This is a genomic window from Streptomyces sp. NPDC006435, assembly GCF_040612315.1.
In the GTDB taxonomy this organism is placed as follows: domain Bacteria; phylum Actinomycetota; class Actinomycetes; order Streptomycetales; family Streptomycetaceae; genus Streptomyces.
Genome location: NZ_JBEXPY010000041.1, coordinates 47,747 through 73,316 on the forward strand (window position 1 = coordinate 47,747; position 25,570 = coordinate 73,316).

Annotated in this window: 19 protein-coding genes; 8 read left to right on the plus strand and 11 right to left on the minus strand. The window is 74.5% G+C overall.

Going from position 1 to position 25,570, the window contains the following annotated elements; all coding sequences use genetic code 11:
• Positions 1–130 precede the first annotated feature (130 nt).
• The 3 genes from ABZZ04_RS30805 (at position 131) to ABZZ04_RS30815 (ending at position 3,414) form a co-directional block, all read left to right on the plus strand.
• Positions 131–1,267 carry a sensor histidine kinase gene (locus ABZZ04_RS30805; protein ID WP_356935527.1) on the plus strand — a complete coding sequence of 379 codons (1,137 nt, stop codon included), beginning with the start codon at positions 131–133 and terminating at the stop codon, positions 1,265–1,267.
• On the plus strand, positions 1,264–1,899 hold the full coding sequence (locus tag ABZZ04_RS30810; RefSeq protein ID WP_356935528.1) for a response regulator transcription factor: 636 nt from the start codon (positions 1,264–1,266) through the stop codon (positions 1,897–1,899). Before ABZZ04_RS30805 ends, ABZZ04_RS30810 begins: the two co-directional genes overlap by 4 nt.
• A 186-nt stretch (positions 1,900–2,085) precedes the next feature.
• Positions 2,086–3,414: a geranylgeranyl reductase family protein gene (locus ABZZ04_RS30815; protein ID WP_356935507.1), complete on the plus strand. Its 1,329-nt coding sequence runs from the start codon at positions 2,086–2,088 to the stop codon at positions 3,412–3,414.
• A 53-nt stretch (positions 3,415–3,467) separates the two neighbouring features.
• On the opposite strand, the gene ABZZ04_RS30820 is transcribed toward ABZZ04_RS30815, so the two are convergent.
• Entirely contained in the window at positions 3,468–4,955 is a 1,488-nt protein-coding gene (locus tag ABZZ04_RS30820; RefSeq protein WP_356935508.1) for an esterase, read from the minus strand.
• A gap of 203 nt (positions 4,956–5,158) precedes the next feature.
• Positions 5,159–5,989, minus strand: a complete 831-nt coding sequence (locus ABZZ04_RS30825; RefSeq protein WP_356935509.1) for a LysR family substrate-binding domain-containing protein — start codon at positions 5,987–5,989, stop codon at positions 5,159–5,161.
• A gap of 58 nt (positions 5,990–6,047) precedes the next feature.
• Here ABZZ04_RS30825 and ABZZ04_RS30830 point away from each other — a divergent pair, with 58 nt between their 5' ends.
• The gene (locus ABZZ04_RS30830) at positions 6,048–6,452 is read left to right on the plus strand and encodes a DUF5997 family protein (RefSeq protein WP_356935510.1); all 405 of its coding nucleotides are present in this window, start codon (positions 6,048–6,050) and stop codon (positions 6,450–6,452) included.
• A 38-nt stretch (positions 6,453–6,490) separates the two neighbouring features.
• Complete coding sequence (locus tag ABZZ04_RS30835; RefSeq protein ID WP_356935511.1) at positions 6,491–7,144, plus strand: GntR family transcriptional regulator; 654 nt, start codon at positions 6,491–6,493, stop codon at positions 7,142–7,144.
• Positions 7,145–7,256: 112 nt separating this feature from the next.
• Here ABZZ04_RS30835 and ABZZ04_RS30840 read toward each other — a convergent pair whose 3' ends face one another.
• The 7 genes from ABZZ04_RS30840 to ABZZ04_RS30870 form a co-directional block, all read right to left on the minus strand.
• Positions 7,257–8,570 (minus strand): MFS transporter, encoded by a 1,314-nt coding sequence (locus ABZZ04_RS30840; protein ID WP_356935512.1) that lies wholly within the window; start codon positions 8,568–8,570, stop codon positions 7,257–7,259.
• A gap of 178 nt (positions 8,571–8,748) precedes the next feature.
• Positions 8,749–10,245 (minus strand): IMP dehydrogenase, encoded by a 1,497-nt coding sequence (locus ABZZ04_RS30845; RefSeq protein ID WP_356935513.1) that lies wholly within the window; start codon positions 10,243–10,245, stop codon positions 8,749–8,751.
• Between the two features lie 277 nt (positions 10,246–10,522).
• Positions 10,523–11,887 carry a nitrate/nitrite transporter gene (locus ABZZ04_RS30850; protein ID WP_356935514.1) on the minus strand — a complete coding sequence of 455 codons (1,365 nt, stop codon included), beginning with the start codon at positions 11,885–11,887 and terminating at the stop codon, positions 10,523–10,525.
• Positions 11,884–12,288, minus strand: a complete 405-nt coding sequence (locus tag ABZZ04_RS30855; RefSeq protein ID WP_356935515.1) for a nitrite reductase (NAD(P)H) small subunit family protein — start codon at positions 12,286–12,288, stop codon at positions 11,884–11,886. Before ABZZ04_RS30855 ends, ABZZ04_RS30850 begins: the two co-directional genes overlap by 4 nt.
• Positions 12,285–14,858 carry a nitrite reductase large subunit NirB gene (nirB, locus tag ABZZ04_RS30860; RefSeq protein ID WP_356935516.1) on the minus strand — a complete coding sequence of 858 codons (2,574 nt, stop codon included), beginning with the start codon at positions 14,856–14,858 and terminating at the stop codon, positions 12,285–12,287. The genes ABZZ04_RS30855 and nirB overlap by 4 nt, the downstream gene beginning before the upstream one ends.
• A 34-nt stretch (positions 14,859–14,892) precedes the next feature.
• Positions 14,893–16,089, minus strand: a complete 1,197-nt coding sequence (locus ABZZ04_RS30865; protein WP_356935517.1) for an FAD-dependent oxidoreductase — start codon at positions 16,087–16,089, stop codon at positions 14,893–14,895.
• A complete protein-coding gene (locus tag ABZZ04_RS30870; protein ID WP_356935518.1) occupies positions 16,086–18,164 on the minus strand; it encodes a molybdopterin oxidoreductase family protein in 2,079 nt (692 codons plus the stop codon). The genes ABZZ04_RS30865 and ABZZ04_RS30870 overlap by 4 nt, the downstream gene beginning before the upstream one ends.
• A gap of 192 nt (positions 18,165–18,356) precedes the next feature.
• Here ABZZ04_RS30870 and ABZZ04_RS30875 point away from each other — a divergent pair, with 192 nt between their 5' ends.
• Both ABZZ04_RS30875 and ABZZ04_RS30880 read left to right on the plus strand, forming a co-directional pair.
• The gene (locus ABZZ04_RS30875; RefSeq protein WP_356935519.1) at positions 18,357–19,484 is read left to right on the plus strand and encodes a uroporphyrinogen-III synthase; all 1,128 of its coding nucleotides are present in this window, start codon (positions 18,357–18,359) and stop codon (positions 19,482–19,484) included.
• 71 nt (positions 19,485–19,555) lie between these two features.
• Entirely contained in the window at positions 19,556–20,341 is a 786-nt protein-coding gene (locus tag ABZZ04_RS30880) for a CbiX/SirB N-terminal domain-containing protein (protein ID WP_356935520.1), read from the plus strand.
• Between the two features lie 25 nt (positions 20,342–20,366).
• Here the strand turns inward: ABZZ04_RS30880 and ABZZ04_RS30885 are convergent, their stop codons facing one another.
• Together ABZZ04_RS30885 and ABZZ04_RS30890 are read right to left on the minus strand one after the other, a co-directional pair.
• Positions 20,367–20,987, minus strand: a complete 621-nt coding sequence (locus ABZZ04_RS30885) for an L-threonylcarbamoyladenylate synthase (protein ID WP_356935521.1) — start codon at positions 20,985–20,987, stop codon at positions 20,367–20,369.
• Positions 20,988–21,095: 108 nt separating this feature from the next.
• Positions 21,096–21,731, minus strand: coding sequence for a histidine phosphatase family protein (locus ABZZ04_RS30890; RefSeq protein ID WP_356935522.1), 636 nt, complete (start codon positions 21,729–21,731; stop codon positions 21,096–21,098).
• A 268-nt stretch (positions 21,732–21,999) separates the two neighbouring features.
• Between ABZZ04_RS30890 and ABZZ04_RS30895 the strand changes: the two genes are divergently transcribed.
• The gene (locus ABZZ04_RS30895) at positions 22,000–25,443 is read left to right on the plus strand and encodes a protein kinase (RefSeq protein WP_356935523.1); all 3,444 of its coding nucleotides are present in this window, start codon (positions 22,000–22,002) and stop codon (positions 25,441–25,443) included.
• The last annotated feature ends 127 nt before the right edge of the window (positions 25,444–25,570 follow it).

The window sequence follows — 25,570 nt, forward strand, 5'->3', positions numbered from 1 at the left end:
GGAACCGGCTTGCCGCACCCGTGACCTGCGGCTAGCCTCGGCGTCCGTGCAGGGGGACATCGAGGACCGTACGGACGGCCGCGGTCCGGGGCCGGCCGGCCCGGAACGCGAGGGGGAAAGCGCACCGGCGGTGCGCAGGCCCTCTCGGCTCCTGCGGACCGCGGGCACCCTTCTGGGCTGCTGCACCGCTCTGGCGGGACTCCTCCACTTCGCCGTCGTGGGCGCGCTGACGGGCCCGTTCCTCCTGTGGCCCCGCACCCGTCGGCGTGCGCGGGCCGTGCTGAGCGCCGGTGCTCGACGGCTCGTGGAACTCGAACGCGGGCGCCGCGGCTTCTTCTTCGACGACCGGTTCCCCACCCGCCGGGCCTCCGACCCGGAAGTGCTCCGCCACCTCGCCGTGCACACCTGGGCGGGCGTGCTGACGGGTGCCGTGCTCGCGCTGCTCGCCTACGGGGTCGTCCTGGCCGGTGTGCTGGTGGCCCGGCTGCCCCACTCCCCGTCGGGTCCTCTCAACCTGCTGGCGCAGGCCGTCCTCGGCGGCCTCATGCTCTTCCTCGGCCTCCAGGGGCTGGTCTCCCTCTGCGCCCTCGACGCCCGGCAGGCGCGCGAGCACTTCGGCCCCTCCGAACGGGAGTTGCTGGAGCTGCGGGTCGCGGAACTGGCCGCCAGCCGGGCCGAGGTGATCCGGGCCGTCGACGCGGAACGCAGGCGCATCGAACGCGATCTGCACGACGGGGTGCAGCAGCGGCTCGTGGCGCTGGCCATGCTGCTGGGACGGGCGCGCCGCAACCGGACGCCCGAGCAGGCCGCCGCGCTGCTCCGGCAGGCGCACGAGGAGGCCGGGGAGGTCCTCACCGAACTGAGGGAAGTGGCCTGGCGGGTCTATCCGTCCGCACTGGACGAGCTGGGTCTGGAGGAGGCACTGGCCGGGGTGGCGCAGCGCTGCGTCATTCCCCTGCACATCGCGTTCGACGTGCCGCTGCCGCTGCCCCGGCCCGTGGAGACGGCCGCCTACTTCGTGGTGTCGGAGGCCGTGACCAACGCGGCCAAGCACTCCGGCGCGGCGCACATCAGCGTCAGCGTCAGCGGCGACGGGCACGGGCTTTCGGTGCGGGTGCGGGACGACGGCACCGGCGGCGCGGACCCCACCGGCAGCGGCCTGGCCGGGCTGCGCGGCCGGGTGGACGCCCTCGACGGCCGCCTGTCCGTCGACAGCCCCTCGGGGGGACCCACCACCATCGTCGCGGAGCTGCCGTGCGCGTCATGATCGCCGAGGACTCGACCCTGCTCAGGGAGGGCCTGGTCCGCCTGCTCGCCGAGGAGGGCCACGAGGTCCTCGCCGCGGTGGGCGACGGGGACTCCCTCGTCCGGGCGGTCGAGGCGGACCCGCCCGACGTCGTCGTCGTGGACATCCGCATGCCGCCCACCCATACCGACGAGGGGGTGCGGGCCGCGCTGGAGATCCGCGAACGCCTGCCCGGCATCGGTGTGCTGGTGCTCTCCCAGCACGTGGAACGCAGTTACGCGGTGCGGCTGCTGTCCGCGAACGCCGAGCGGATCGGCTACCTGCTCAAGGACCGGGTCGCGCAGGTGGACGAGTTCCTCGACTCGTTGGAGCGGGTCCACGCGGGCGGCGCTGCCATCGACGCCGAGGTGGTGCGGCAGTTGGTGATCAGGACCACGCACACCGACCCGCTGGCCGGGCTGACGCCCCGGGAGCGCGACGTGCTGGAGCAGGTCGCGCAGGGCCGCACCAACGCGGCCATCGGGGAGCAGTTGCACCTCTCGGTCAGCTCGGTCGAGAAGCACCTCAACTCCGTCTTCGACAAGCTCGGTCTGGCGCGCGCCACCGGCTACAGCCGACGGGTGCTGGCGGTCCTGCGCTATCTGGAGTCGTAGGCGGGCCGGGGCCGGCGGCCCCGGCCCCGCGCTGCCGCGACCGGGGCGCCGCGCACCGGACCGACGTCGCGTCAACCGGCCGCCGGACGGCCGGGCCTGGTTCCGCCCGGCCCCTTCCTGATCGATGATGATGCCCGGGGATGCCGTCCCCGGTACGGCACCGGCTGTTCCAGGAAGGGGTTCCCGATGCGGGAGACGACGCCAGAGCGGTCACCGGCCGACGCCCGGTCCGACCAGGGGTCGGACCAGGACGCCCAGGTCATCGTGGTGGGGGCGGGGCCCGCGGGCTCGGCCGCGGCCTTCCATCTCGCCAGAGCGGGTGTGGACGTCCTGCTCCTGGAGAAGTCCCACTTCCCCCGGGAGAAGGTGTGCGGGGACGGTCTGACGCCACGCGCCGTGCACCAGCTCATCAGGATGGGCGTCGACATCAAGGCGCCGGGGTGGACCCGGTCGCGCGGAATGCGCTGGGTGGCCGGGGAGCACCGGGTGCACATCGACTGGCCCGCGCTCGGGCGCTACCCGGATTTCGGGCTCTCCCGGAGCCGGCACGACTTCGACGACATCCTCGCCCGACACGCCGTGGCCGCCGGGGCCCGGCTGCGTCCCGGCATGAAGGTGACCCATCCGCTGACCGACCGGGCCGGCCGCATCACCGGCGTCACCGCCGTGACCGGGGAGAAGGAGTCCCTGGAGTTCCGTGCCCCGGTCGTGATCGCCGCCGACGGCGCCTCCGCCCGGCTCGCCCTCGCCATGGGCCTCCAGCGCGACAGGAGCCGGCAGATCGCGACGGCCGCCCGCCGCTACTACCACAGCCCGGAGCGTTCCAAGGAGGAGTACCTGGAGCTGTGGGCCGACCTGCGCTTCCCGGGGAGCGACCGCTACCTGCCCGGCTACGGCTGGATCTTCCCCATGGGCGACGGCCGCGTCAACGTCGGTCTCGGCGCGCTGCCGCACCGCCGGCACGGGAAGGCCGATCTGCGCGCCACGCTGGACGAGTGGCTGGCCCGTACCCCCGAGGCATGGGGGCTGCGTGAGGAGAACGCGGAGGGACCGGTCCGCAGCGCGGCCCTTCCGCTGGGTTTCAACCGCCATCCCCTGTACACCCGCGGGCTCCTCCTGGTGGGCGACTCCGGCGGCATGATCAGCCCCTGGAACGGCGAGGGGATCGGCCAGGCCATGGAGGCGGGCGAGGTCGCGGCCGAGACCGTCGCGCTGGCCCTCGCCCTGCCCCGGGGCCCCCGGCGGGAACAGGTGCTGCGCGGCTACCCCCTGGAGATGAACCGGCGTTGGGGGCGCTACTACCGTCTCGGCAACAAGGCCGCCGACCTGGTCTTCAGCCGGTCCGGATTCCAGCCGGTCCTCAACCGCTACGTCATGGGCTCGCCGTTCCTGCTGGACACCCTGGCCCGGCTGCTCACCAACCTCACGGACAAGCCCTCGCACGACCTGATCGACCATCTGCTCAACGGCGTCGTGCGCCTGGTGCCCGAGCCCCGGGTGCGCCGCGGGCGCTGAGCGCGGCGGTACGGGCGGCGCGCCGGGCGTTCCCCGGTGCGCCGCCCCTGCGGCTACTCGTCGATCGCGGCCCCGTACGCCGCGTCCGACGACGGCGCGTTCAGCGAACCGCCGCCGTACGTCCACGAGCCGGTGGCCGTGATCCCGCCCGGTCCGGCCCGGAGCACCCACACCACGCCGTCGCCGGTGTTCTCGCCCGGGGCGGAGACCAGCAGGCCGCGGCGGCCGTCCCGGTTCGGGTCGGCCAGCCGGACCTGACCGCCCCAGCGGTCGCCCTTCTCGGCGGTGCCCGGGACCCGTGCGGAGTTCTGGTCCCACGACCTGGCGCCCGTCGCGGTCAGGCCGTCCGCCGTGCCGCGCAGCACCCACACCGCCCCGGCGTCCGCCACTGTGCCGATGTCCTCGCCGGCCGCGCCGATCGCCACGTCCGCGTACCCGTCGCCGTCCGTGTCCTCGACGGAGAGGTCCGTGCCCCAGCCGTCGCCGCGTTCGGCCGTCCCCGGCACGCCGGGGGTGTCCTGGGTCCACCACTGCGGCGGACCGTCCGCGCCGTCGGCGCCGAGCGGGCCGCCGGGGCTGCCCCGGTACACGCCGACGAGGCCGCCGGTCGTGGTCTCGCCTCCGTCGTCGGGGCCGTTCGGTTCGCCGGTGACGAGGTCGTCGTAGCCGTCGTGGTCGATGTCGCCCGAGGCGGCGACCGGTCCGCCGCGCAGATCGCGCGCGTACGCCAGTCCCCCGGCCCGTCCGGAGAAGAGGGCCGACCAGCCGTGGCCCGGCTCGTCGCCGGTCGTGACGCCGGAGACGACGAGGTCGGCGTAGCCGTTGTCGTCGTAGTCGCCGGTGGTCAGGGACCTGGGCAGGATCCGTCGCTGTGCCGTGGTGGCGGGGCGGTCGGGCGCGGTGCGCCGCAGCGGGGCGGACCGTTGTTGCGGGGCGCTGTCGTAGACGTACAGCTCCAGGTCCTCGCGGTCGGCGACGGCCAGTTCGTCGCCGGGGGTGTCGGCACTGAAGCGCGCCGCGGCGAGGGCGCTGCCGAACCGCTTCCCCGCCGTGGGCTCCGCCGCCTCCAGCCAGTCGCTGTCCGCGCCGGTCAGTCCGCGCGGCGAGCCCCACAGGACGGTGACGCCGCCGGCGTCCGCGACCGTGCCGACGTCCTCGCCGGGGATGCCCACGACCGCGTCGTCGTAGCCGTCCGCGTCGAGGTCGCCGGTGGCCAGTGCCCGGCCGAAGCCGTCGCCCGCCTCGGGGGCGCCCGGCACTCCGGTGGTGGACTGGGTGACGACCACGGCGCGGCGGGTGCCCATGCCCGTCGGGCCGCCGTACTGCGCGGTCACGTATCCCGCGCCCTTCTTCCCGCCGACGGTGGCGCCGGGCGCGCCGACGAGCACGTCCTCGTAGCCGTCGCCGTCGAAATCGCTGTTGCGGTCGTTTGCGTGCGTTCCGCCGGGTGTACCGGCGTACGCGGCGGGGGCGGCGAGGCCGGCCCCCGCGGTCAGGAGGAACGTTGCCGCGACGACGGCGGCCGAACGGTACGTGCGCACGAGCGGCTCCTTGGTCCAAGGATGACCGGGCGGGTGCGGGGGCGACGGCCGGAAAGGGCCCGTTCCCTCCCGACGCACCGTTCGACCGCACATGGGACGAAACGGTTGTACGGAACCGGGCGACGAGTACGCCGGTTCACCCGTACGGATGGTTCCCGCCGTGCGTCATCGCCCCGTTCCGTCGCGGCGCGGTGCGCGGGCGGCTACGAGCGGCGGCGGGGCTTGCCGCGACCGGCCGACTTGCCGCCGGAACCGCTGCGCGGGTTCTTCCCCGCCGACCTGCCGTCCGTCTTCTTCCCCGTCGACCGGCCGGACGTCCGGCCCTTCGCCGCCCTGTCGCCGGCCGCGGGCTTGCGCCGGGCGCCGCCCTTCTCCGCGCGCTTGTCCTTCGCCGACCGGTCCTGGGCCGGGGGCCTGGCCCGGCCCCTCGTGCTGTTGACGGTCCGTCCGCGGACGATCCCGATGAACTCCTCCACCAGATCGGTGGTGCCGTCCTCCAGCTCCAGCCACGACAGCGCGACACGGGAGGCGGGGGCATCCGTCACCGGCCGGTACGTGAGGTCCTTGCGGTGGTGCAGGCGGGCCAGCGACTGGGGTACGACGAGCAGCCCGATGCCCGCCGCCACCAGCTCGACGGCGTCCGCCGTCGTGGCCGGGCGCTCGTTGGCCGGCCGGCCGGGGAGCCGCTCCCAGTCGAGCGTGTCGTCGAGGGGGTGCAGCACGATCTCGTCGGCCAGGTCGGCCGCGGTGATCTCGTCGGCCGCCGCCACGAGGTGGTCCTTCGGCACCACGACCACGGTCGTCTCGGTGTAGAGCGGGATCGCGCTGAGGGCCGTCCGGTCGATGGGCAGCCGTACGAGACCTGCGTCGGCGCTTCCGTCCCGCAGCATGTCGGGGGCCTCGGCGGCCGACACCCCGACGAGGGTGAGCGGGACGTCGGGCAGCCGCTCGTTCCAGACCCGCACCCACTTGGCGGGGGTCACGCCCGGGACGTAGGCGAGCCGGAACGAGGGAGTTTCTTCCGAACATGTCACCCCGCCAGGTTACCGGCCCTGGTCGGAGGTAGCTCACATGCTCGATACCCTGGACACCATGACGTCGCACAAGACCGCCCAGACGATGAAGCCCGCGACCGCGGCGAAGAAGCTGGGTGTGTACCTAGAGGCCACCCCCGCCGAGTTCCAGGAGGGTGTCGTCTCGCGCACCGAGCTGAACGCCCTGCAGTCCGATCCTCCGCAGTGGCTGCAGGACCTGCGACGCAACGGCCCGCACCCCCGCCCGGTGGTCGCGGCGAGGCTGGGCGTCTCGATCTCCGGTCTCGCCCGGGGCGGGATCACGCAGGCCCTCACGACGGAGCAGATCGACGCGCTGAAGCAGGAGTCCCCCGAGTGGCTCCTGAAGGAGCGGGCCACCCAGGCGGAGGTCCGCAAGGAAGCGGTGCGGATCAAGGAGAAGAACGCGGCGCGCGACGACCGGGCCGACGGCCCTCGCTCCTGACGTCCCCCGTCCCCGCCATGACGGAGGAATCATCGGTTATGACAGAGTCCGGACCCTTCGAGCCGGAGTCGGAGCGTGTGACCCGGCAGTTGCGGGACGACATCCTCGACGGGGTCCGGCTGCCGGGCAGCAAGCTCGTCGAACGTGAGATCGCCGCGGAGCTCGGCGTGAGCCGGGTGCCCGTGCGCGACGCCCTCAAGGCGCTCGTGACCGAGGGTCTGGTCACCCCCAGGCCCCGGACCTGGGCGGTCGTACGGGAGTTCACCGCCTCGGACATCGCCGATCTGGACGAGATCCGGACCTCGCTCGAACTGCTCACCTTCCGGCTGGCCGCCCAGCGGCACACCCGCGCGGGCCTCGAAAGGCTCCGTTCGGATCTCGATTCCGAACTGTCCGCCGCTCTCGCGGGTGACGCGGTGGGGGCCCGGCGGGCCGCCGCGGACTTCCACCAGACGGTGACCTCGCTGGCCGGGAACGACCTGCTCCGCGAGCTGGAGCACACGCTCCGCAGCAGGATGCGGTGGTTCCTGGCCCAGCACGACGACCTCGTGGGGGTCGCGAAGGAGCACGAGGCGCTCTACGCGGCGATCGCCGAGCGCGACGTCCAGCGGGTGGAGGAGCTCGTGACGGAGCACCTGGTGAACAGCCGCCGCGCCGTCGCGGCGCGGCGGCGCGGGACACCGGGCTCCTGAGACGCGGGAAGCGCTGCCGGGCCCGTCCGGCCCGGCAGCGCTCGTATGTTCCCGCGGCGCCGCTCGCGTTCCGCCGGTGCACCGGGGGCCCGGCCGGCGGCGCCGGGGCGCGTCAGGGGGTGGGGACGCCGCTGTACCTGAGCAGTTGGGGCACCCGTAGCGCGAGCGTCAGCAGGATCACGACGAGCAGGAGTCCGCTCAGGAACGCGGTGGTGCCGACGCCCACCGCCCCGGCGGCCGCGCCGAGCCCCAGCGAGGCGAAGGGCATGACGCCGATCGCGAGTTCCTGGAGGCCGAGGGCCCGGCCCTGCACCTCCGGCTCGGTCGTCATCAGCAGCAGCGTGGTCTGGAGCACGCCGAACGCGGCGCTCATCAGGCCGATGCACGCCATCAGCGCGAACGAGAGCGGGACCGTCCGGGACAGCGCGAACAGCGACCACAGGCCGCCCCACGCCGCGGTCCCGAGCACGAAGAGGCCGCCCTTGAACCGGAAGTCGCCGAGCATGGCTATGACGAGCGAGCCGACGAGACCGCCCAGGCCGCTGCAGGTCAGGAGCCGGCCCAGGCCCGCCGCGTCGAGCCCGAGGTTGTCCGCGAACACCGGCATGAACGCCTGGTAGACGGGCCAGAGCAGGACATTGGCGGCCAGGGTGACCAGGAGCACGGCCGCGGCGAGCCGGCCGGCCAGGACGGTGCGGAAGCCGCCGGTGAGCATCTTCAGCACGGGTTCCGGCCGGTGCGGCGCCGTGCGCCCCGCGCCGCGCAGCGGCCAGAGCGCCACGAGTGAGACCGCGTACCACGTGGTCGAGATCCACAGGGCCGCGGGCGCCCCGAATGCGCTGATCATCGCCCCGCCGACCGCCGGGCCGATGACCTGGGTCATGTTCATCGCCAGCGCGTTCAGCGCGTTGGCGTTGCTGAGGTTCTCCCGTCCGACGAGGTCGAGCACGAGCGAGGCGCGCGCCGGCTGCGACGGGGACTGCGCCAGGCCGATCGCCAGGCCGCCGGCGACCAGCGCCCCGTACGACACGAGGCCCGACGACGCCATCGCCGCCACCACGACGACGGCGACCAGGGCCCAGAGGCAGGCGATCACGAGCAGGCGCACCCGGTCGTACCGGTCGGAGAGCACCCCGGCGAACGGGCCCAGGAGCATCGGGGCGAGACGGACCGCGGTGAACACGGCGAGCAGGAACTCGGAGCCCGTCGTCTCGAACACGAGCCAGCCCAGGACCATCGTCTGGGTCCACGCGCCGCCGTAGAAGAACAGGTTGGAGACCCACAGGAGGCGGAATCCCGGGCTGCTCCGCAGGGAGGCCAGCGCGTGCCGGGCGCCTGCCGCCCCTGGTTCCCGCGGTGCGGGCCGTGGTGACGTCCCGGCCCGTTCCGCGACGTCCGTCCGTTCCCCCGGCTCCTCCTGCGACAACGCGTTCCCTCCTCGTACGGCGTCCCGGTGCTCGGACCGTCCGCGGGTACGCGAAGTCGCCGCCCCCTCCCCCGGTGCGGGACGGCCGCCCCGGAGGACGATCACCGGCAAAATGGTATACCAATAATGGTTGCCGGTTGAATCGATCCGAGGGGGAGCCGGGCGGCGGCCGGGCGGGTCAGGAGGCCGTCGTCGGGGCCTCCCGCAGAGTGACGTTGGCGTGGCTCTCCTGGAAGCTCTGGTCCGAGACGAGGGTCATCCGGGCCGTGGAGCGGAACTCCGGCAGGGTGGTGGAGCCGCAGGAGACCATCGTGGTCCTGAGCTTGGCCGTGGTCAGGGCGAGCCCTTCGTCGAGGTCGCCCGCGTAGGGGACGTAGCCGTCCACTCCCTCCTCGAAGACCAGCCCCTGGCCGCCCTGCCCGTAGCGCTGCCAGTTGCGGGCCCGGTTCGAGCCCTCTCCCCAGTACTCCTTGACGAAGCCGTCGCGGGTGGGCAGCTTGGCGCCGGCCGCCTGGTCGAAGCGTGCGAAGTACCGCCCCATCATGACGAAGTCGGCTCCCATCGCCAGCGCCAGGGCCACGTGGTAGTCGTGCACCAGCCCGCCGTCGGAGCAGATCGGCACGTACTCGCCGGTGCGTTCGCAGAAGGCGTCCCGGGCCGCCGCGACGTCCAGCACCGCGCTGGCCTGGCCGCGGCCGATGCCCTTCTGGTCGCGGGTGATGCAGATGGAACCGCCGCCCACCCCCACCTTGACGAAGTCCGCCCCCGCCTCGGCGAGAAAGGTGAACGCCTCGCCGTCGACCACGTTGCCGCCGCCGACCGGGATCTCGGGGTAGTGCTTCTTCACCCAGCTCAGGGCCTGCGCCTGCCAGTCGCTGTAGCCGTCGGACGAGTCGAAGCACAACGCGTCCGCCCCCGCCTCCAGCAGGGCCGGAACGCGCTCCTGGTAGTCGTGGGTGTTGATGCCCGCGCCCACGCGGAGCCGCTTGGCGGCGTCCACGAGCTGGTTCGGGAAGCGCTTGTTGTCCGCGTAGTCGGAGCGGAACACCAGGTGCTGGAGGCGGCCCCCGTCGTCCAGCACCGGGAGGCAGTCCAGCCGTTCGTCCCACAGCCGCGCGTTGGCCTCGGAGAGCGTGATGTCGGGGCCCGCGAGAGCCAGGTCGGCGACGGCGGTCATCCGGCCGCTCACCGGTCCGTCCAGGCCGTGGCGCTGGGGGTGGAAGTCCCGGGAGGTCACCAGGCCGAGCAGCCGGCCGTTCGCGGTCCCGTCGTCGGTGACCGCGGCGGTGCTGTGACCGGTGCGGCGCATGACCTCGGCCAGGAGGTCCAGGCCGTCGTCGGGTCGGACGTTCGTGTCGCTGGTGACGAACCCCGCCTTGAAGTTCTTCACCCGGCGGACCGCCGCGGCCTGTTCCCCGACCGGCTGGTTGTGGTGCAGGAAGCTGAGACCCCCGTTGCGCGCCAGCGCGATCGCGAGGTCGGGCGTGCTCACGGCCTGCATGATCGCGGACGTGAACGGGGACCGCAGCTCGATCGCCGACTCCTCGCCCACGGTGTGCCGCACCAGTGACGTACGCAGGTCGACCGTCGCGGCCGAGCAGTCGGTCCTGGTCCGGTTCGGCAGAAGCAGGAATTCGTTGAACGTCCGTGAGACCTCGGCGATGATCTGTGCCACTCGTTCCTCCTGGCCCGTCGGCGGGGCCCGAATGACCCCGCCGTGAGGATCGCCCCCGTGTCCCAGGGCCCCGGGCAGGCAGAGACCGCACGGCGGTCGTGGAGGTGCCACCGACCGCGACAGAGCTCTGACCGGCCCCTGGATCGAACGGGGTGCGGTCGTGACCAGGCACCTTAGCGATCAACCCGGTCCCCGCACGAATCGTGGTCCCGCCCGCGGCCGCCGGCACGGACGCCCGCGCCGTGTCCCCGCCCGTGGTCCCCGCCCGGCCGCCCCGTCACACGCCCGGGAGTCCGCGCGCGGACCGGCGCAGGTAGCAGGCCCAGGTCACCACCATGCACAGGCCGTAGCAGCCGAGGAACGCCAGGTACGCGGCCCGGCCGTCGTGAGTCCGCAGGAAGGACTCCCGGAAGGCCAGGTTGACCAGTACTCCCCCGAAGGCCCCGACCGCTCCCGCCACCCCGATCAGCGCCGTGGTCCTGCGCCGTGCGCGCCGCTCGGCCCCGGCCGGTGACGCGCCGTTCCCGGTCTCCTGCCGCGCCCTGGCCCGGAAGATCGCCGGGATCATCTTGTAGGTCGATCCGTTGCCCGCCCCGCTGAGGACGAAGAGCGCGACGAACCCGCACAGGAACAGTGCGAGCGAGTGCCGCCGGGACGCCTCCAGCACCGCCCCGGCGCCCAGCGCCATCGCCGCGAACGTCCAGAACGTCACCCGGGCCCCGCCGAACCGGTCCGCCAGCATGCCGCCCACCGGGCGGGCCAGCGAGCCGAGCAGCGGTCCCAGGAAGGTGAGGGCCGCCGCCTTCACCGGGGTGTCGAACTGCTGGTGGAACTGCACCTGGAGCACCTGCCCGAAGGCGAAGCCGAAGCCGATGAACGAGCCGAAGGTGCCGATGTAGAGCAGCGACATCACCCAGCTGTGCGCGTCCCCGAGCACCTCGCGCATCGCGCCGCGCTCGTCGCGCACGGTGGCGAGGTTGTCCATCCGCAGGGCGGCGGCGAGCGCCGCCAGGACGATCAGCGGCAGGTAGCCGAGCACCAGCAGCCGGGGGTGGCCGGCGCCCGCGGTGGCCAGCACCAGGAGGCCGAGCAGCTGCACGACCGGCACGCCCAGGTTGCCGCCGCCCGCGTTGATGCCCAGCGCCCGGCCCTTGAGCCGCTGCGGGTAGAACGCGTTGATGTTGGCCATTGAGGAGGCGAAGTTGCCGCCGCCGACCCCCGCCACGGCGGCCACCGCGAGCAGCGTGCCGTACCGGACTCCCGGTTCGAGCACGATCCCGGCCAGCACGGTCGGCACGAGCAGCAGCAGCGCGCTGAGGACCGTCCAGTTGCGGCCGCCGAAGCGTGCCACGGCCAGGGTGTACGGGATCCGCAGCACGGCGCCGAGGGCGGTGGGCAGGGCGGTGAGGGTGAACTTCCCGGCGGCGTCGATGCGGTACTCCGGGCCGAGGAAGAGCACCAGCACCGACCACAGGCTCCAGACGGAGAAGCCGACATGCTCGCAGAGGACGGAGTGGACGAGGTTGCGCCGGGCGGTCCGGGCGCCCGACCGGGCCCAGAAGTCGGCGTCCTCGGGGTCCCAGTGCTCGATCCGCCGGGACCGGGCGGCGTCCGGCGCGGCGGCCGTGGCCGTACCGCTCATCGCGTCGCCCCCACGGGTGTCGCCGCGACCACGCGCACCGGCCAGACACGCAGGTCGGCGGGGGTTCCGTCGGGGGCGTCCGGTTCGTCCAGGCAGCGTCCGGTGCGCAGTTCGAAGGTCTGCTTGAGCATCGGCGAGATCACCACCGGCACACCGCCGCGGCTGCCGAGCAGGCCCCGGGAGATGACATGGGCGCCGCTGAACGGATCGCGGTTGGCCAGTGCGTGCACCGTGCCGTCGCGCTCGCGGAAGACCGCGACCTGGTCGTCCCCGGGGCCGACCAGGACCGCGATCCCGCGTCCCGGCACCAGGTCCCGGTACCGGCAGACCGGTGTCCAGGCACGGCCGTCGTCGATCTCCACCAGGCGTTCGGGGTGCTCGTTCGGGGCGGTGCCGTTCATCGGGTGCGTACCTCCGGGGACGGTCCGGCGATCAGGGCCGGAGCGAGGGTGAACCCGTCCTCGTCGGGGCGGGCCGGGCGGATGCCGTCGCGTTCGCGGACGAAGCGGACGGTGGGGTCGGGGGTTCCCGGGGCGTTGGCGAAGGAGACGAAGCGGCGCACCCGTTCGGGGTCGGCCAGGGTCGCCGCCCACTCGTCCTCGTAGGTCTCGACGTGCCGGGCCATCAGCTCGTCCAGCTCCGCGCAGATGCCGAGCGAGTCGTCCATGACGACCGCGCGCAGGTGGTCGAGGCCGCCCTCCAGGCGCTCCAGCCAGGGGGCGGTGCGCTCCAGGCGGTCGGCGGTGCGGATGTAGAACATCAGGAACCGGTCGACGGTGCGGATCAGGGTGTCGTGGTCCAGGCCGACGGCCAGCAGATCGGCGTGGCGCGGCGTCATGCCCCCGTTGCCGCCGACGTGGAGGTTCCAGCCCTCCGACGTGGCGATCACGCCGAAGTCCTTGCTCTGCGCCTCGGCGCACTCCCGGGCGCAGCCGGACACGGCGGACTTGAGCTTGTGCGGTGCCCGAAGGCCCCGGTAGCGCAGCTCCAGTTCGATCGCCAGGGCCACGGAGTCCTGCACCCCGTAGCGGCACCAGGTCCGCCCCACGCAGGACTTGACCGTGCGCAGCGCCTTGCCGTAGGCGTGGCCGGACTCGAAGCCCGCGTCCACCAGCCGGCGCCAGATGCCCGGCAGCTGGTCGACGGTGGCCCCGAACAGGTCGATCCGCTGACCGCCGGTGATCTTGGTGTAGAGGCCGTGGTCGCGGGCGATCTCGCCGATGGCGATCAGGCCCTCGGCGGTGATCTCGCCGCCGGGGACGCGGGGCACCACCGAGTAGGAGCCGTTGCGCTGGAGGTTGGCCAGGAAGTGGTCGTTGGTGTCCTGGAGGGCGGCCTGTTCGCCGTCCAGGACGTGGCCGTTGCCGAGGGCGGCCAGGATCGAGGCGACGGCCGGTTTGCAGATGTCGCAGCCCTCGCCGCTGCCGTGCTCGTCGATCAGCCGGGAGAAACCGGTGATGCCCTTGACCCGGACGATCTCGTAGAGCTCCGCGCGGGTGTGGGTGAAGTGTTCGCACAGGCCGCGGGAGACCTCGTGCCCGCCCGCCGCGAGTTCCCCGGCCACCACGGAATCCAGCAGTTTCACGCAACTGCCGCAGCCGGTACCGGCCCTGGTGCACTTCTTGACCTCGGGGACGGTGCGCATGCCCTGTCCGGAGACGGCCGCCCGGACGGCGCCCTTGCTGACGTTGTGGCAGGAGCAGATCACCGCCTCGTCCGGCAGCACCGGCGGCCCCTGTCCGCCGTCCGTGGCGGGCACCAGCAGTTGTTCGGCCGGGCAGGGCAGCGGGGAGCCGCTCGCCGCGAGCGGGCGCAGGGTGGCGTACGCGTCGGCGTCGCCGACCAGCACGCCGCCGAGCAGCCGGCCGTCCGCGCCGACCACCAGCTTCTTGTAGATCCCGGCCCTGCTGTTGGCGTAGAGCACCTCCAGGGCACCCTCGGTGGTGCCGAGCGCGTCGCCGAAGCTGGCCACGTCCACGCCCAGCAGCTTGAGCTTGGTGGAGGTGTCGGAGCCGGTGAACCCGGCCCTCGTGCCGGTGAGTTCGCGGGCGACCGCCTCGGCCATCGCGTAGCCGGGGGCGACCAGGCCGTAGACCCGGCCGTCGGCGGCGAGCGCGCATTCGCCGATCGCCCGGATCCGCGGGTCGGGGGTGCGGCAGTGCTCGTCCACCACGATGCCGCCGCGTTCGCCCACCGGCAGGCCGCAGTCGCGGGCCAGCTGGTCGCGCGGGCGCACCCCGGCGGAGAAGACCACGAGGCCGACGGCGAGTTCGGTGCCGTCGGAGAGGGACATGGAGCGGACCCGGCCGTGTTCGTCGGTGTCGATCCGCTGCGTGCCCGCCCCGGTGTGGACGTGCACGCCCAGGTCCTCGATCTTGCGCCGGAGCACCTCGCCGCCGCCGTCGTCGACCTGGAGCGCCATCAGCCGGGGGGCGAACTCCACCACATGGGTCTCCAGTCCCATGGCCCGCAGCGCGCCGGCCGCCTCCAGACCGAGCAGGCCGCCGCCGACGACGGCGCCGACCCCGGCGCGCCCGGCGTCGGCGGCGATCGCCTCCAGGTCCTCGATGGTCCGGTAGACGTGGCAGCCCGTGGCGTCGTGGCCGGGCACCGGTGGCACGAACGGGTAGGAGCCGGTGGCCAGCACCAGGTCGTCGTAGGGCAGTACGGAGCCGCTGCGGGTGGTGACGGTGCGGGCCTCGCGGTCGACGGCGGTGGCCGGGTCGCCGAGGCGCAGGTCGATGCCGTGCCGTTCGACGAACCCGGGCGGGCACAGGGACAGTTCCTCCGCCGACGTGCCGGAGAACCAGCTGGTCAGGTGCACCCGGTCGTAGGCGGGCCGGGGTTCCTCGGCGAGCACGGTGACCCGTCGGCGGTACTTCTGCGCGGTGGCCGGCTGCTCGAACAGGGCTTCCAGGAAGCGCTGTCCGACCATGCCGTGGCCGACCAGGATCAGGGACTTCTCGATCACGGGCGGTCTCCTCGGGTGGCGTCGCGGACGGTCGTCAGGTGGTGGTGAGCAGGTCGAGGGGGTTCTCGGGCAGCGGGTCGTCGCGCTCGTAGGCGCGGGCCAGGCCGCCGACCGCGGCCAGATCGCCGAGCAGGATGCCGCCGACGAGGCGGTCGCCCCGGAGCACGAGCTTCTTGTACGAGCCGCGGGTCGGGTCGACCAGGCGCAGCACGTCGGTGCCGGGGACGTCCTCGCCCACCTCGCCGAAGGCCGCGTACTCCAGGGGGCCCGCGCTGAGCCGGGCCAGCGGGCGGGAGCCGGTGTACCGGGCGTCGGGGGCGGTTCCGGCCAGCCGGGCGGCCAGCAGGTCGGCCTGGTCCCAGGCCGGTCCGGCCAGTCCGTGGACGGTTCCCCGGTGTTCGGCGCAGTCGCCGATGGCGTGCACGCCGGGGGCGGAGGCCGCCAGCAGGTCGTCCACCACCACTCCCGAGCGCACGGCGATCCCGGCCGTGCGGGCCAGCCCGGTGCGGGGGCGGACCCCGCAGGCGAGGACCACCAGGTCCGCCTCCAGCAGGTAGCCGCTCGCCAGCCGGACCCCGGTCACCCGGTCCGGTCCGTGCAGGGCGCGGGCCCGGTTGCCCGGGTAGGTCTCCACGCCCAGGTCGGCGAGGAAGCCGCGCAGCGCGTGGCCCGCCTGCTCGTCCAGGTGGCGTTCGACCAGGTGGGGCGCCTGGTGGACGATCTCGACGGGGAGGCCGAGCGCGGCCAGGGCGCGGGCGGCGCCGACCCCGAGCACCCCGCCGCCGATCACGACGGCGCGGGTGGCCCGGGCGGCGTCCTCGGTGAGCCGGGCGCAGTCGGCCAGGGTGCGCAGCGCGTGCACACCGGCCTTCAGCCCGTGCGTGCCGTGCAGTCCGCGCAGCGGTGGCAGTACGGGGTTGGCGCCGGTGGCCAGGACCAGGTCGTCGTAGCGGGCCGTGCCGCCCCCGGCCAGCCGGAGCCGACGTTCCGTCAGGTCCAGTGCGGTCACCTCGCAGCCGCCGCGCACCCGGGTCCCGGCACCGCAGTCCAGTGCGATCGCCTCCGGGTCGTACCGCCCGGCCAGCACCTCGGCCAGCAGCACCCGGTTGTACGGGCCGCGCGGCTCGGCCCCGTACAGCACCACCTCGCCGTCCCCGCCGAGCGCGCGGTACTGCTGGGCGAACCGGGCCCCGGCCATCCCCGCGCCGACCACGGCGATCCGCCGGCTCATCGGGCCCGCTCCACGCGTACGGCGCAGACCTTGAACTCGGGCATCCGGGAGACCGGGTCCAGGACGGGGTTGGTGAGGATGTTGGCCCGTCCGGCACCGGCCCAGTGGAACGGCATGAAGACGGTGTCGGGCCGGATCGTCCCGGTCACCCGGGCGGGGGCCGTGGCCCGGCCGCGCCTGCTGGTGACCACGAGCGGTTCCCCGTCGCTCACCCCGAGCCGTGCCGCGAGCCGGGGGTGCAGTTCCACGAACGGTCCGGGCGCGGCCCGGTTCAGTTCCGGGACCCGGCGGGTCTGGGCGCCGCTCTGGTACTGCGACAGCACCCGCCCGGTCGTCAGGAGGAGCGGGTAGTCCCCGTCCGGCTGTTCGGCGGCCGGGCGGTGGGTGACCGGGGCGAAGCGGGCCCGGCCGTCCGGGGTGGCGAAGCGGTCCAGGAACAGCCGGGGGGTGCCGGGGTGGTCCTCGGCGGGGCAGGGCCAGAACACCCCCTGTTCGGCCTCGATGCGCCGGTAGCTGATCCCGGAGTAGTCGGCGGGCCCGCCGGCCGAGGCGCGGCGCAGTTCCTCGAAGGCGTCCTCGGCCCGTTCGGGGAAGCCCCCGCGCACGCCGAGCCGGGCGGCCAGTTCGCGCAGCACGTGCAGGTCGGTGCGTACGCCGGGCGGCGGGGGCAGGGCGGCCCGGCGCAGGATCACCCGGCCCTCCAGGTTGGTGGTGGTGCCGGTCTCCTCCGCCCACTGCGCGGCGGGCAGCACCACGTCGGCGAGTTGCGCGGTCTCGGAGAGCACCAGGTCGCCGACCACCAGGAAGTCCAGGGCGCGCAGCCGTTCGGTGACGTGGCCGGCGTCGGGCGCGGAGACCACCGGGTTGGAGCCCATCACCAGCAGGGCCCGCGCCCCGTCCGGGGTGCCCAGGGTGTCCAGCAGTTCGTACGCCGAGCGGCCCGGACCCGGCAGGTCGTCGGGGTCCACGCCCCAGACGTCCGCGATGTGCGCGCGGGCGGCGGGGTCCTCGATCGAGCGGTAGCCGGGGAGCTGGTCGGCCTTCTGGCCGTGTTCCCGGCCGCCCTGGCCGTTGCCCTGCCCGGTCAGGCAGCCGTAGCCGGAGCCGGGGCGGCCCGCCTTGCCCAGCGCCAGGCAGAGGTTGATCCAGGCGCCCACGGTGTCCGTCCCCTTGCTCTGCTGCTCGGGGCCGCGGGCGGTGAGCACCATGCCGGTGGGGGCGTCCGCGAAGAGCCGCAGGGCCTCGCGCAGCCGGGGCACCGGAACGCCGGTCAGTGCTTCCACCCGTTCCGGCCAGTGCGCCATCGCCGCCTCGGCGGCGGCCTCGTAGCCGGTGGTGCGGGCGGCGACGAACTCCCGGTCGACCCGGCGGTCGGCGATCGCCAGGTGCAGCAGGCCGAGCGCCAGCGCCAGATCGGTGCCGGGCACCGGCTGCAGGTGCAGGTCGGCCTGCTCTGCGGTGCGGGTGCGGCGCGGGTCCACCACGATCAGGGTGCCGCCGTTGGCGCGCAGTTCGTGGAAGTAGCGCAGGGCGGGCGGCATGGTGTCGGCAGGGTTCCCGCCGACCAGGATCACGCAGCCGGTGGTCGCGATGTCGGCCATCGGGAAGGGCAGTCCGCGGTCCAGGCCGAAGGCGATCCGGTGCGCGGCGGCCGCCGAGGACATGCAGAACCGGCCGTTGTAGTCGATGTCGGCGGTGCGGAGCACCACCCGGGCGAACTTGCCGAGCAGGTAGGCCTTCTCGTTGGTGAGGCCGCCCCCGCCGAAGACGGCGACGGCGTTCCGCCCGTGGGCCCGCCCGGCCGCCGCCAGTCCGGCCGCCACCCGGTCGAGCGCCTCGGGCCAGGACGCCTCGCGCAGTTCCCCGCCCCGCGCGTCGCGCACCAGCGGCGCGGTCAGCCGGACGGCCGGGTCGAGCACCGCGGCGGCCGACCGGCCCTTCCCGCACAGCGCGCCGCGGTTGACCGGGAAGTCGGGGCGTTCCAGTACCTGTGTCCCGCTGCCGTCCTGCGGCACCCGCAGGCGCATGCCGCACTGCAGCGAGCAGTACGGGCAGTGGGTGTCGGTCGTCGTCATGCCCCAGAGCGTCGTCCGGTGCCGTTACGCGACCGGGTCGCCCTCGTTGCGCCGGTGGTACGGCTCCCTCATCCCGCTCCGGGACCGGGGTGACCCGGCGGAAACCTCGCGTAACGTCCGGCGGCCTCCCCCTTACCGCGACGTGACCGGCGCGCAACGGGGCCGAAACACCGCCGACCGAGCCTGCAGGACATGAACAGCTCCCGGCCCACGGGCCCCCTGACCGGCTTCACCGTCGGGGTCACCGCCGCGCGGCGACGCGAGGAGCTCGTCGCGCTGCTGCTGCGGCGCGGCGCCCGGGTGGTCGAGGCGCCGGCCCTGCGGATCCTTCCGCTGGAGGACGACGAGGCGCTGCGCAGAGCCACCGCGCGCTGTCTGACCGGTCCGCTCGACTACGTGGTGGCGACCACCGGGGTCGGCTGGCGCGGCTGGCTGAGCGCGGCCGACGGCTGGGGGTACGGCGCGCGTCTGGCCGAGGTGTGCCGGCGGGCCGTGGTGCTCACCCGCGGCCCGAAGGCGACCGGGGCGGTGCGCGCCGGGGGCCTGAGCGAGACCTTCTCCCCGGTCACCGAGACCACCGACGAGCTGCTGACCTGGCTGCTCGCCCGGGACCTGCCGGGCAGGCGGATCGCGGTGCAGGAGCACGGGGTGCCGCTGGACGGCTTCACCGCGGCGCTGGCCGAGCGCGGCGCGGAGGTGATCCCGGTGCCGGTCTACCGCTGGGGCCCGCCGGACGATCCGTCGCCACTGCGCCGGATGGCCGAGCGGACGGTACGGCGGGAGCTGCACGCGATCGCCTTCACCAGCGCTCCCGCGATCACCGCCTTCCTCGCCGCCGCGGACGGGCTCGGCCTGCGCGCGCAGGTGCTGGCCGCGCTGCGCGCGGACGTGCTGCCGGTGTGCGTGGGCCCGGTCTGCGCCCGGCCGTTGGAGGAGGCGGGCGTCACCGTGCTCGGCCCGGAGCGGGGGCGGCTCGGTGCCATGGTGCGGACCATCGAGACGGCCCTGCCCGCCCACGGCAGGCGGGAGGTCCGCACCGGGGCCGGCACGCTGGTGCTGCAGGGCAACGCCGTACTGGTCGACGACGGGCCGCCCGTGCAACTGCCCCCGCTGCTCGCGGCGGTGCTGCGCGCCCTGGCCGAGCAGCCGGGCCGGGTGCTCAGCCGGGCCGAGCTGCTGCGCCGGGTGTGGGTCACCGGCCGGGCCGACGAACACGCCGTGGAGGCGGCCGTCGCCCGGCTGCGCGGTGCGCTGGGCGTGCACGCCCGGCTGGTGCGCACGGTGCCCAAGCGCGGCTACAGCCTGCCGGCGGCGCCGTGACGTACGGGCCCGCGGCTCCTCCGGCCGCCACACGCCCCGGCGGGAACACCCGGTCGTACGGCTCCGCGCCCATGTCCCCGCCCGGCGTCGCGCACGCCCGGCCGCAGCCCGCCGGCGGCGCCGTGACGTACGGGCCCGCCGCCCCGATGCTGCTGGCCGTCGCGCACGGCACCCGTGACCGGGCGGGGGTCGCCGCGTACCGGGAGCTGCTCGGCCTGGTCCGCGCCCTGCGGCCCGGTCTGACGGTCCGTCTCTCGTTCCTCGGCCTCGCCCCGCCCGCGCCCGCCGAGGTGCTGGCCGCCGTACGCGGCCCGGTGGTGCTGGTCCCGTTGCTGCTGAGCACCGGCCACCACGTCACGGTCGACCTGCCCGCGGTCCGGGCCGCCGCGCCGCACCTGGACATCGGACAGGCCCGGCCGCTCGGGCCCGATCCGTTGCTGGCCGCCGCCCTGGGCGACCGGCTCGTCGAGGCGGACCGGTCCCCTTCGCGGTCCTCCGGGCCGGGCGGGGCGGACGCCGTCGTGCTGGCCGCGGCCGGTTCCACCGATCCCGCCGCCCGCACCGACACCGCGGCGATGGCGGACCTGCTCCGGCGACGGCTCGGGCGTCCGGTCGTTCCCGCCCATCTCTGCGCGGTCTCCCCGACCCCGGCCGAGGCCGTACGGGCCCTGCGGGCGGCGGGCCATCAGCGGGTGGCGGTGGCCCGGTACCTGATGGCCCCCGGCGATTTCGCCCGCCGTGCGGACGGTGCCGGCGGCTGTCCCGTCTCGGCCCCGCTCGGCGCGCACCCCGACGTGGCGCGCCTGGTGCTGAAACGCTTCGACGAGGCGTGCGGGGAGCCGGCCCGGCCCCGATGACGGCGGGCCGGCGGACCTGCGGGCCCTACTCGAACCGTGCGGTGTCGCCGGCCCCGCGGCGGACGATCTCGGGTTCGCCGCCCGAGAAGTCGATGACCGTGGTCGGCTCGGTGCCGCAGTCGCCCGAGTCCACGACGGCGTCCACCACGTGGTCGAGCCGTTCCTTGATCTCCCAGCCCTGTGTCATCGGCTCGTCCTCGTCGGGCAGGAGCAGCGTGCTGGACAGCAGCGGCTCACCCAGTTCGGCGAGCAGCGCCTGGGCGACCACGTGGTCGGGGATCCGGACCCCGACCGTCTTCTTCTTGGGGTGCATCAGCTGGCGCGGCACCTCCTTCGTCGCGGGGAGGATGAAGGTGTAGCTGCCGGGCGTCGCCGCCTTGATCGCGCGGAACACGTCGTTGTCGACGTGGACGAACTGGCCGAGCTGCGCGAAGTCCTGGCAGACGAGGGTGAAGTGGTGGCGGTCGTCGAGGTTGCGGATCGATCTGATCCGGCCGATGCCGTCCCGGCTGCCGAGCCTGCATCCCAGTGCGTAGCAGGAGTCCGTGGGGTACGCGACGAGCGCGCCGGACCGGATGCTGTCGGCCACGCTGCTGATGGTGCGCCGCTGGGGGTTCACGGGGTGTACGTCGTAGTACTTCGCCATTTCACCGAGTCTAGGCCCGTTCGCGGGCCGGTCCGCCCATCGGCGGTCGCGTCGCCCGTCCGGGTGCCGGTGGTCGGCGCGGCGGGCCCGCCCCGGGCCGGCCCTCGGTCAGTCGGAGAGCGGGACGCGGAGTTCGGGCGGGAAGCCGGTCCAGCGCAGTTCCCCGGGGAGGTGCCCCGTGTCGTTGAAGAGGAGCACGGAGGCGGGACGGTCGGTCGCGTACCGGATGACGGTGAGTGCGGCGTTGGCCTGGTGGAGGCCCATCCAGCGCCACTCGGGGGCGTCGAGGGCGTCCCGGACGAGCCAGCCGATGAGGAAGTTGTGGGTGACGACCAGTTCGTGGCGGGGTTCGTCGCCCTCGACGGGTCCGGTGAACCGGGCGAGGGCCTCCCGGGCCAGTCCCGGTCCGCACTCGCGCTCCTCGGCCGGGAAGCCGGACAGGCGGGCGAGCATGGAGTCGGCCCATTCCGCCGGGAGTTCTTCTCGTTCCGGCAGGTGGGGGAGGTAGTCCCCGGCCGGTTCGGACGGTTGCGGGTGCACGCCGTCGAGTTGGTCGCAGATCAGCCGGGCGGTCTGTGCCGCCCTCGGGAGCGGGCCGTGGTGGACGGCCGTGAGCGGGACGCGCCGGAGCCGCTCGCCGAGCAGCAGGGCCTGTCGGCGGCCGTTGTCCGTCAGGCGGCTCTCGTCCGGTGTGGCCTCGCCGTGCCGGGCGAGGTAGAGGTAGCGGTCGGCTGTTGCGGGCATGGGCGGGTTCCTCCGGTACCGTTCACGATCTTGCGGACATGCGGGCAGACGCCGGTCCGCACCGCGCGGTTCCACCGCCGTCCGGGGCGCACGACCGGGCGGGTCACCGGGCGGACACCGAATGTTCCACCGCCCGTTCCCGTCCCCCGTCGCATACGTGTGCGGTGCGGTTCCCCGCGTGGCATGGTGGTGCGGCGCCGCGGCGCGTCCGGATCGCCGCGGACCCGCCGACGGCACCTCGACGGGGGGATTCCGCATGGAGGTCGGTGTGACGGGGGCACGGTCCGCCGGGGACGTGATCGACGGCCGGTACGAGGTGCTGCGGGTGCACGGCGACGGGGCCATGGGGCTGGTGTACCGGGTGCGCCATCTCCGCTGGGGCACCGACCTGGCGATGAAGTGCCCGCGCCCCGGCCTGTTCGCGACCGCCGCCGACCGGGACCGGTTCGTGGCGGAGGCGGAGACCTGGGTGTCGCTCGGGCTGCATCCGAACGTGTGCGGCTGCCACTACGTGCGCGTGATCGACGGGGTGCCGTGCGTCTTCGCCGAGTACGTGGCGGGCGGCAGCCTCAAGGACCGGATCGCCGACCGGAGCCTCTACGAGGGCGGCGCGGCGGCCGCACTGGCCCGGATCCTGGACATCGCCGTGCAGTTCGCCCGCGGGCTGGAACACGCCCACGCGCACGGGCTGGTGCACCAGGACGTCAAGCCGGCGAACGTGCTGCTGGACACGGACGGCACGGTGAAGGTGACGGACTTCGGGCTGGCCCGTACCGGCGGCGGCACCGCGTCCGGGGCGCCTGGCCGGATTCCGGCCGGGGGAACCGTTCTCGTGCCCACCGGCGGGCTGACCCCCGCCTACGCGTCCCCGGAGCAGAGCGCGGGCGGGCCGCTGGGCCGGCGCAGCGACGTCTACAGCTTCGGCGTCTCGGTGCTGGAGATGTTCACCGGCGGGGTCGGATGGATGGCCGGACCGGTGGCCGGGGCCGCGCTGGAGAGCCATCTCGCCGACGGTCCGGACGACCCCGCCCTGCCCGCCGTGCCCCCGGACGTGGCCGCCCTCCTCGCCCGCTGCCTCGCTCCCGAACCGGGCGGACGGCCCGCCACCATGACCCGTGTCGCGGACGAACTGACCGCCTCCTACCACCGTGTGACGGGTCGTCGGTATCCGCGGGCGGCACCCGAGCCCGCCGAGCTGCGTGCCGACGAGCTCAACAACCGCGCCCTGTCCCTCCTCGACCTCGACCGCGCGGACGAGGCCGAGGAGACGTTCGCCGCCGCGCTGGCCGCCGACCCCCGGCACCTGGAAGCCCTCTACAACTCCGGGCTCCTGCAGTGGCGACGGGGTTCCCTGGTCGATGGGGCCGCCGTGCACGGCCCGGAGGGCGGGCGCGAGCCCGTCACCGACGGCCACCTCCTCGCCCGGCTCCGCACCGACGGCACGGACGCCGAGGACGACCGGCAGTCCCGGGTGCTGCGGGCGCATGTGCACCTGGAGCGCGGCGACACGCGAACGGCCCGTCAACTGCTGGAGGAGCTGGAGCGCGAGCATCCCCATGACCCCGAGGTTCGCGGCCCGGCCGAGGCGCTGCGGTCCGGCCGGACCGGGGAGGGGAACTGTGCCGGCTCCATGGAACTGCCGTGGAGCCACGAGGAGGAGAGCCGCTGCCTCCGGCCCTCGGTGCGGCTGACCGCCGACAGCCTGTGGGCGATGCGCAAGGTCGGCCGTTCCGGCGTCCAGGTGTGGGACCTCGGCCGAAGCCGCCTGGCGCTCACCCTCACGGACACCGGACCCGACGCGGTCGACGTCACCGCGGACGGCCGCACCGTCGTGTCGTCCCACACCGACGGCCTGTTGCGGTTCTGGGATCCGGAACGCGGCGCCCTCCTGCACCGGTACGCCCTGCCGGGGTGGTCCGAGGGGGCGCCGGATCCGGTGCTCCCCCGGCGGGCGGGGCTGGTGCGGATGGCCGCGGACGGCCGGCACTTCTCCGTGGTCGCCGGCCGCGAGGCCCAGTGGTGGCCCGCCTCCGCGGCCCCGGGGCTGCGGCCGGTGCGCCGGCGGCCGTTGGAGGGGTACCGCGACCACGTGTGGCTCGCGGTGAGCGACTTCGGCCGCTGGGCGCTGGGCGGGACCGCCGGGGGCGGGGCCGCCCTGTGGGACCTGGGGACCGGCCGGCACCGGCTCGACCTGGCGGGCGACGGCGACCGCGTCACCACCGCGTTCGTGAACGCCGACGGACGCCACGCGCTGACGGCGTCCCGCAACCACCTGAGCCTGTGGGACCTGGCGGACGGCCGCTGCCTCGGCCGGGTCCTCACCGGTACCGGCCTGATCCACACGATGTGGCTGAGCCCCGATGCCCGGCTCGCCCTCGTCGGCGGCGCCGACCGCAACGTCCGGCTGTGGGACCTGCGCGCGGGACGCTGCCTGCGCACGTTCTCCGGTCACACGAAACCGGTGTACGCCGTGCTCATGGGCACCCGGGCCGACCGAGGCGCCTCGGTCGACGCGTCGGGAACCCTCCTGGGGTGGACCTGGCGGCTTCCCGGCTCCTACACCGCCCCGATGCATCCGAGCCGCCCCCGCCGCGCCACGGAGCGGCAACGGCTGGACCACGACGCGGGGGCCCTGGCCGCCGAGGCGGAGCGGGCCCTCGCCGACGGCCTGCACCGAAGGGCCCACGAACTGCTCGTACGGGCACGGAAGCTGCCCGGTCACGAGCGGCAGCCGCGGCTGCTGGACGCGTGGTGGCGGCTGGGTGCGGCGACCGGGTTCGCGGGGTTGCGGACGGCCTGGCCGGTACGGAGCTTCCCGCCGGTCGCGGACACCCGCGTCGACGACATCGCGATCGGCGCCGACGGCCGTACGGCGGTGTCCGCCCACGGCTCCAAGGGGGTGTACTCCTGGGACCTCGCCACCGGCCGGAGCCGGCACCGGCCGCACCCCGAGACCCTCTTCGCGGTGGGGATCGGCCGGGACGACGGCCGGGTGCTGGCGGGCGGTGACGCGCTGGTGGTCTGGCGGGGCGACGCCGGGCCCCGGCGCGCGGCCGACGCGCGGATCAACTACATGTTCAAGGGGGTCTCGTTCAGCGCCGACGGCCGGCGCGCCCTGACCGCCGACCGGAAGACCGTACGGCTGTGGGACCTGGACACCGGGCGCTGTCTGCGCGAACTGACCGGCCACCGCACCCCGGTCTCCGCGGTGGCCATGTCCGGGTACGGGCGGTGGGCCGCCTCCGCCGACCTCGACCGGGGCGTACGGATCTGGGACCTGTTCAGCGGCCGGTGCCGGCACGTCCTGCTCGACGGCCGCCGGAAGGTGTCCGACCAGGTGGGCATCAGCGCCGACGGCCGCAGGCTGCTCTGCTACGGCCTGCACGGCGGCCGTCTGCTGTGGGACACGGCCACGGGCGAGCAGCTGACCGTCTTCGACGAGGAACCGGGGGTGACGGTGGTGGGCCGGCTCACCCCTGACGGCCGGTATGCCGTCACCGGGGACAGCGACGGCCGCGTCCGCGTCTGGGACACCGGCAGCGGCCGCTGCCTGCACGCCCTCGGCGGCCACGCCGGCATGGTCAGTTCCCTCGCGATCACCCCGGACGCCCGGTTCGTGGTGTCGGGCGGCGGCGACGGCACGGTGCGGCTGTGGGAGCTGGACTGGGAACCCGCGACGGGGGACGGCGGCGACGGACGCGCGAGGGGCTGAGCGCCCGCCGCCGGTTCCCCGTCCGGCGGGTCTCAGTCCCAGCGGTCCTGGTTGATGAAGCGGCTGAAGCCGCGCCAGGAGTTGGGGCCCATCACGCCGTCGACGGGTCCGGTGTAGCCGTGTGCGG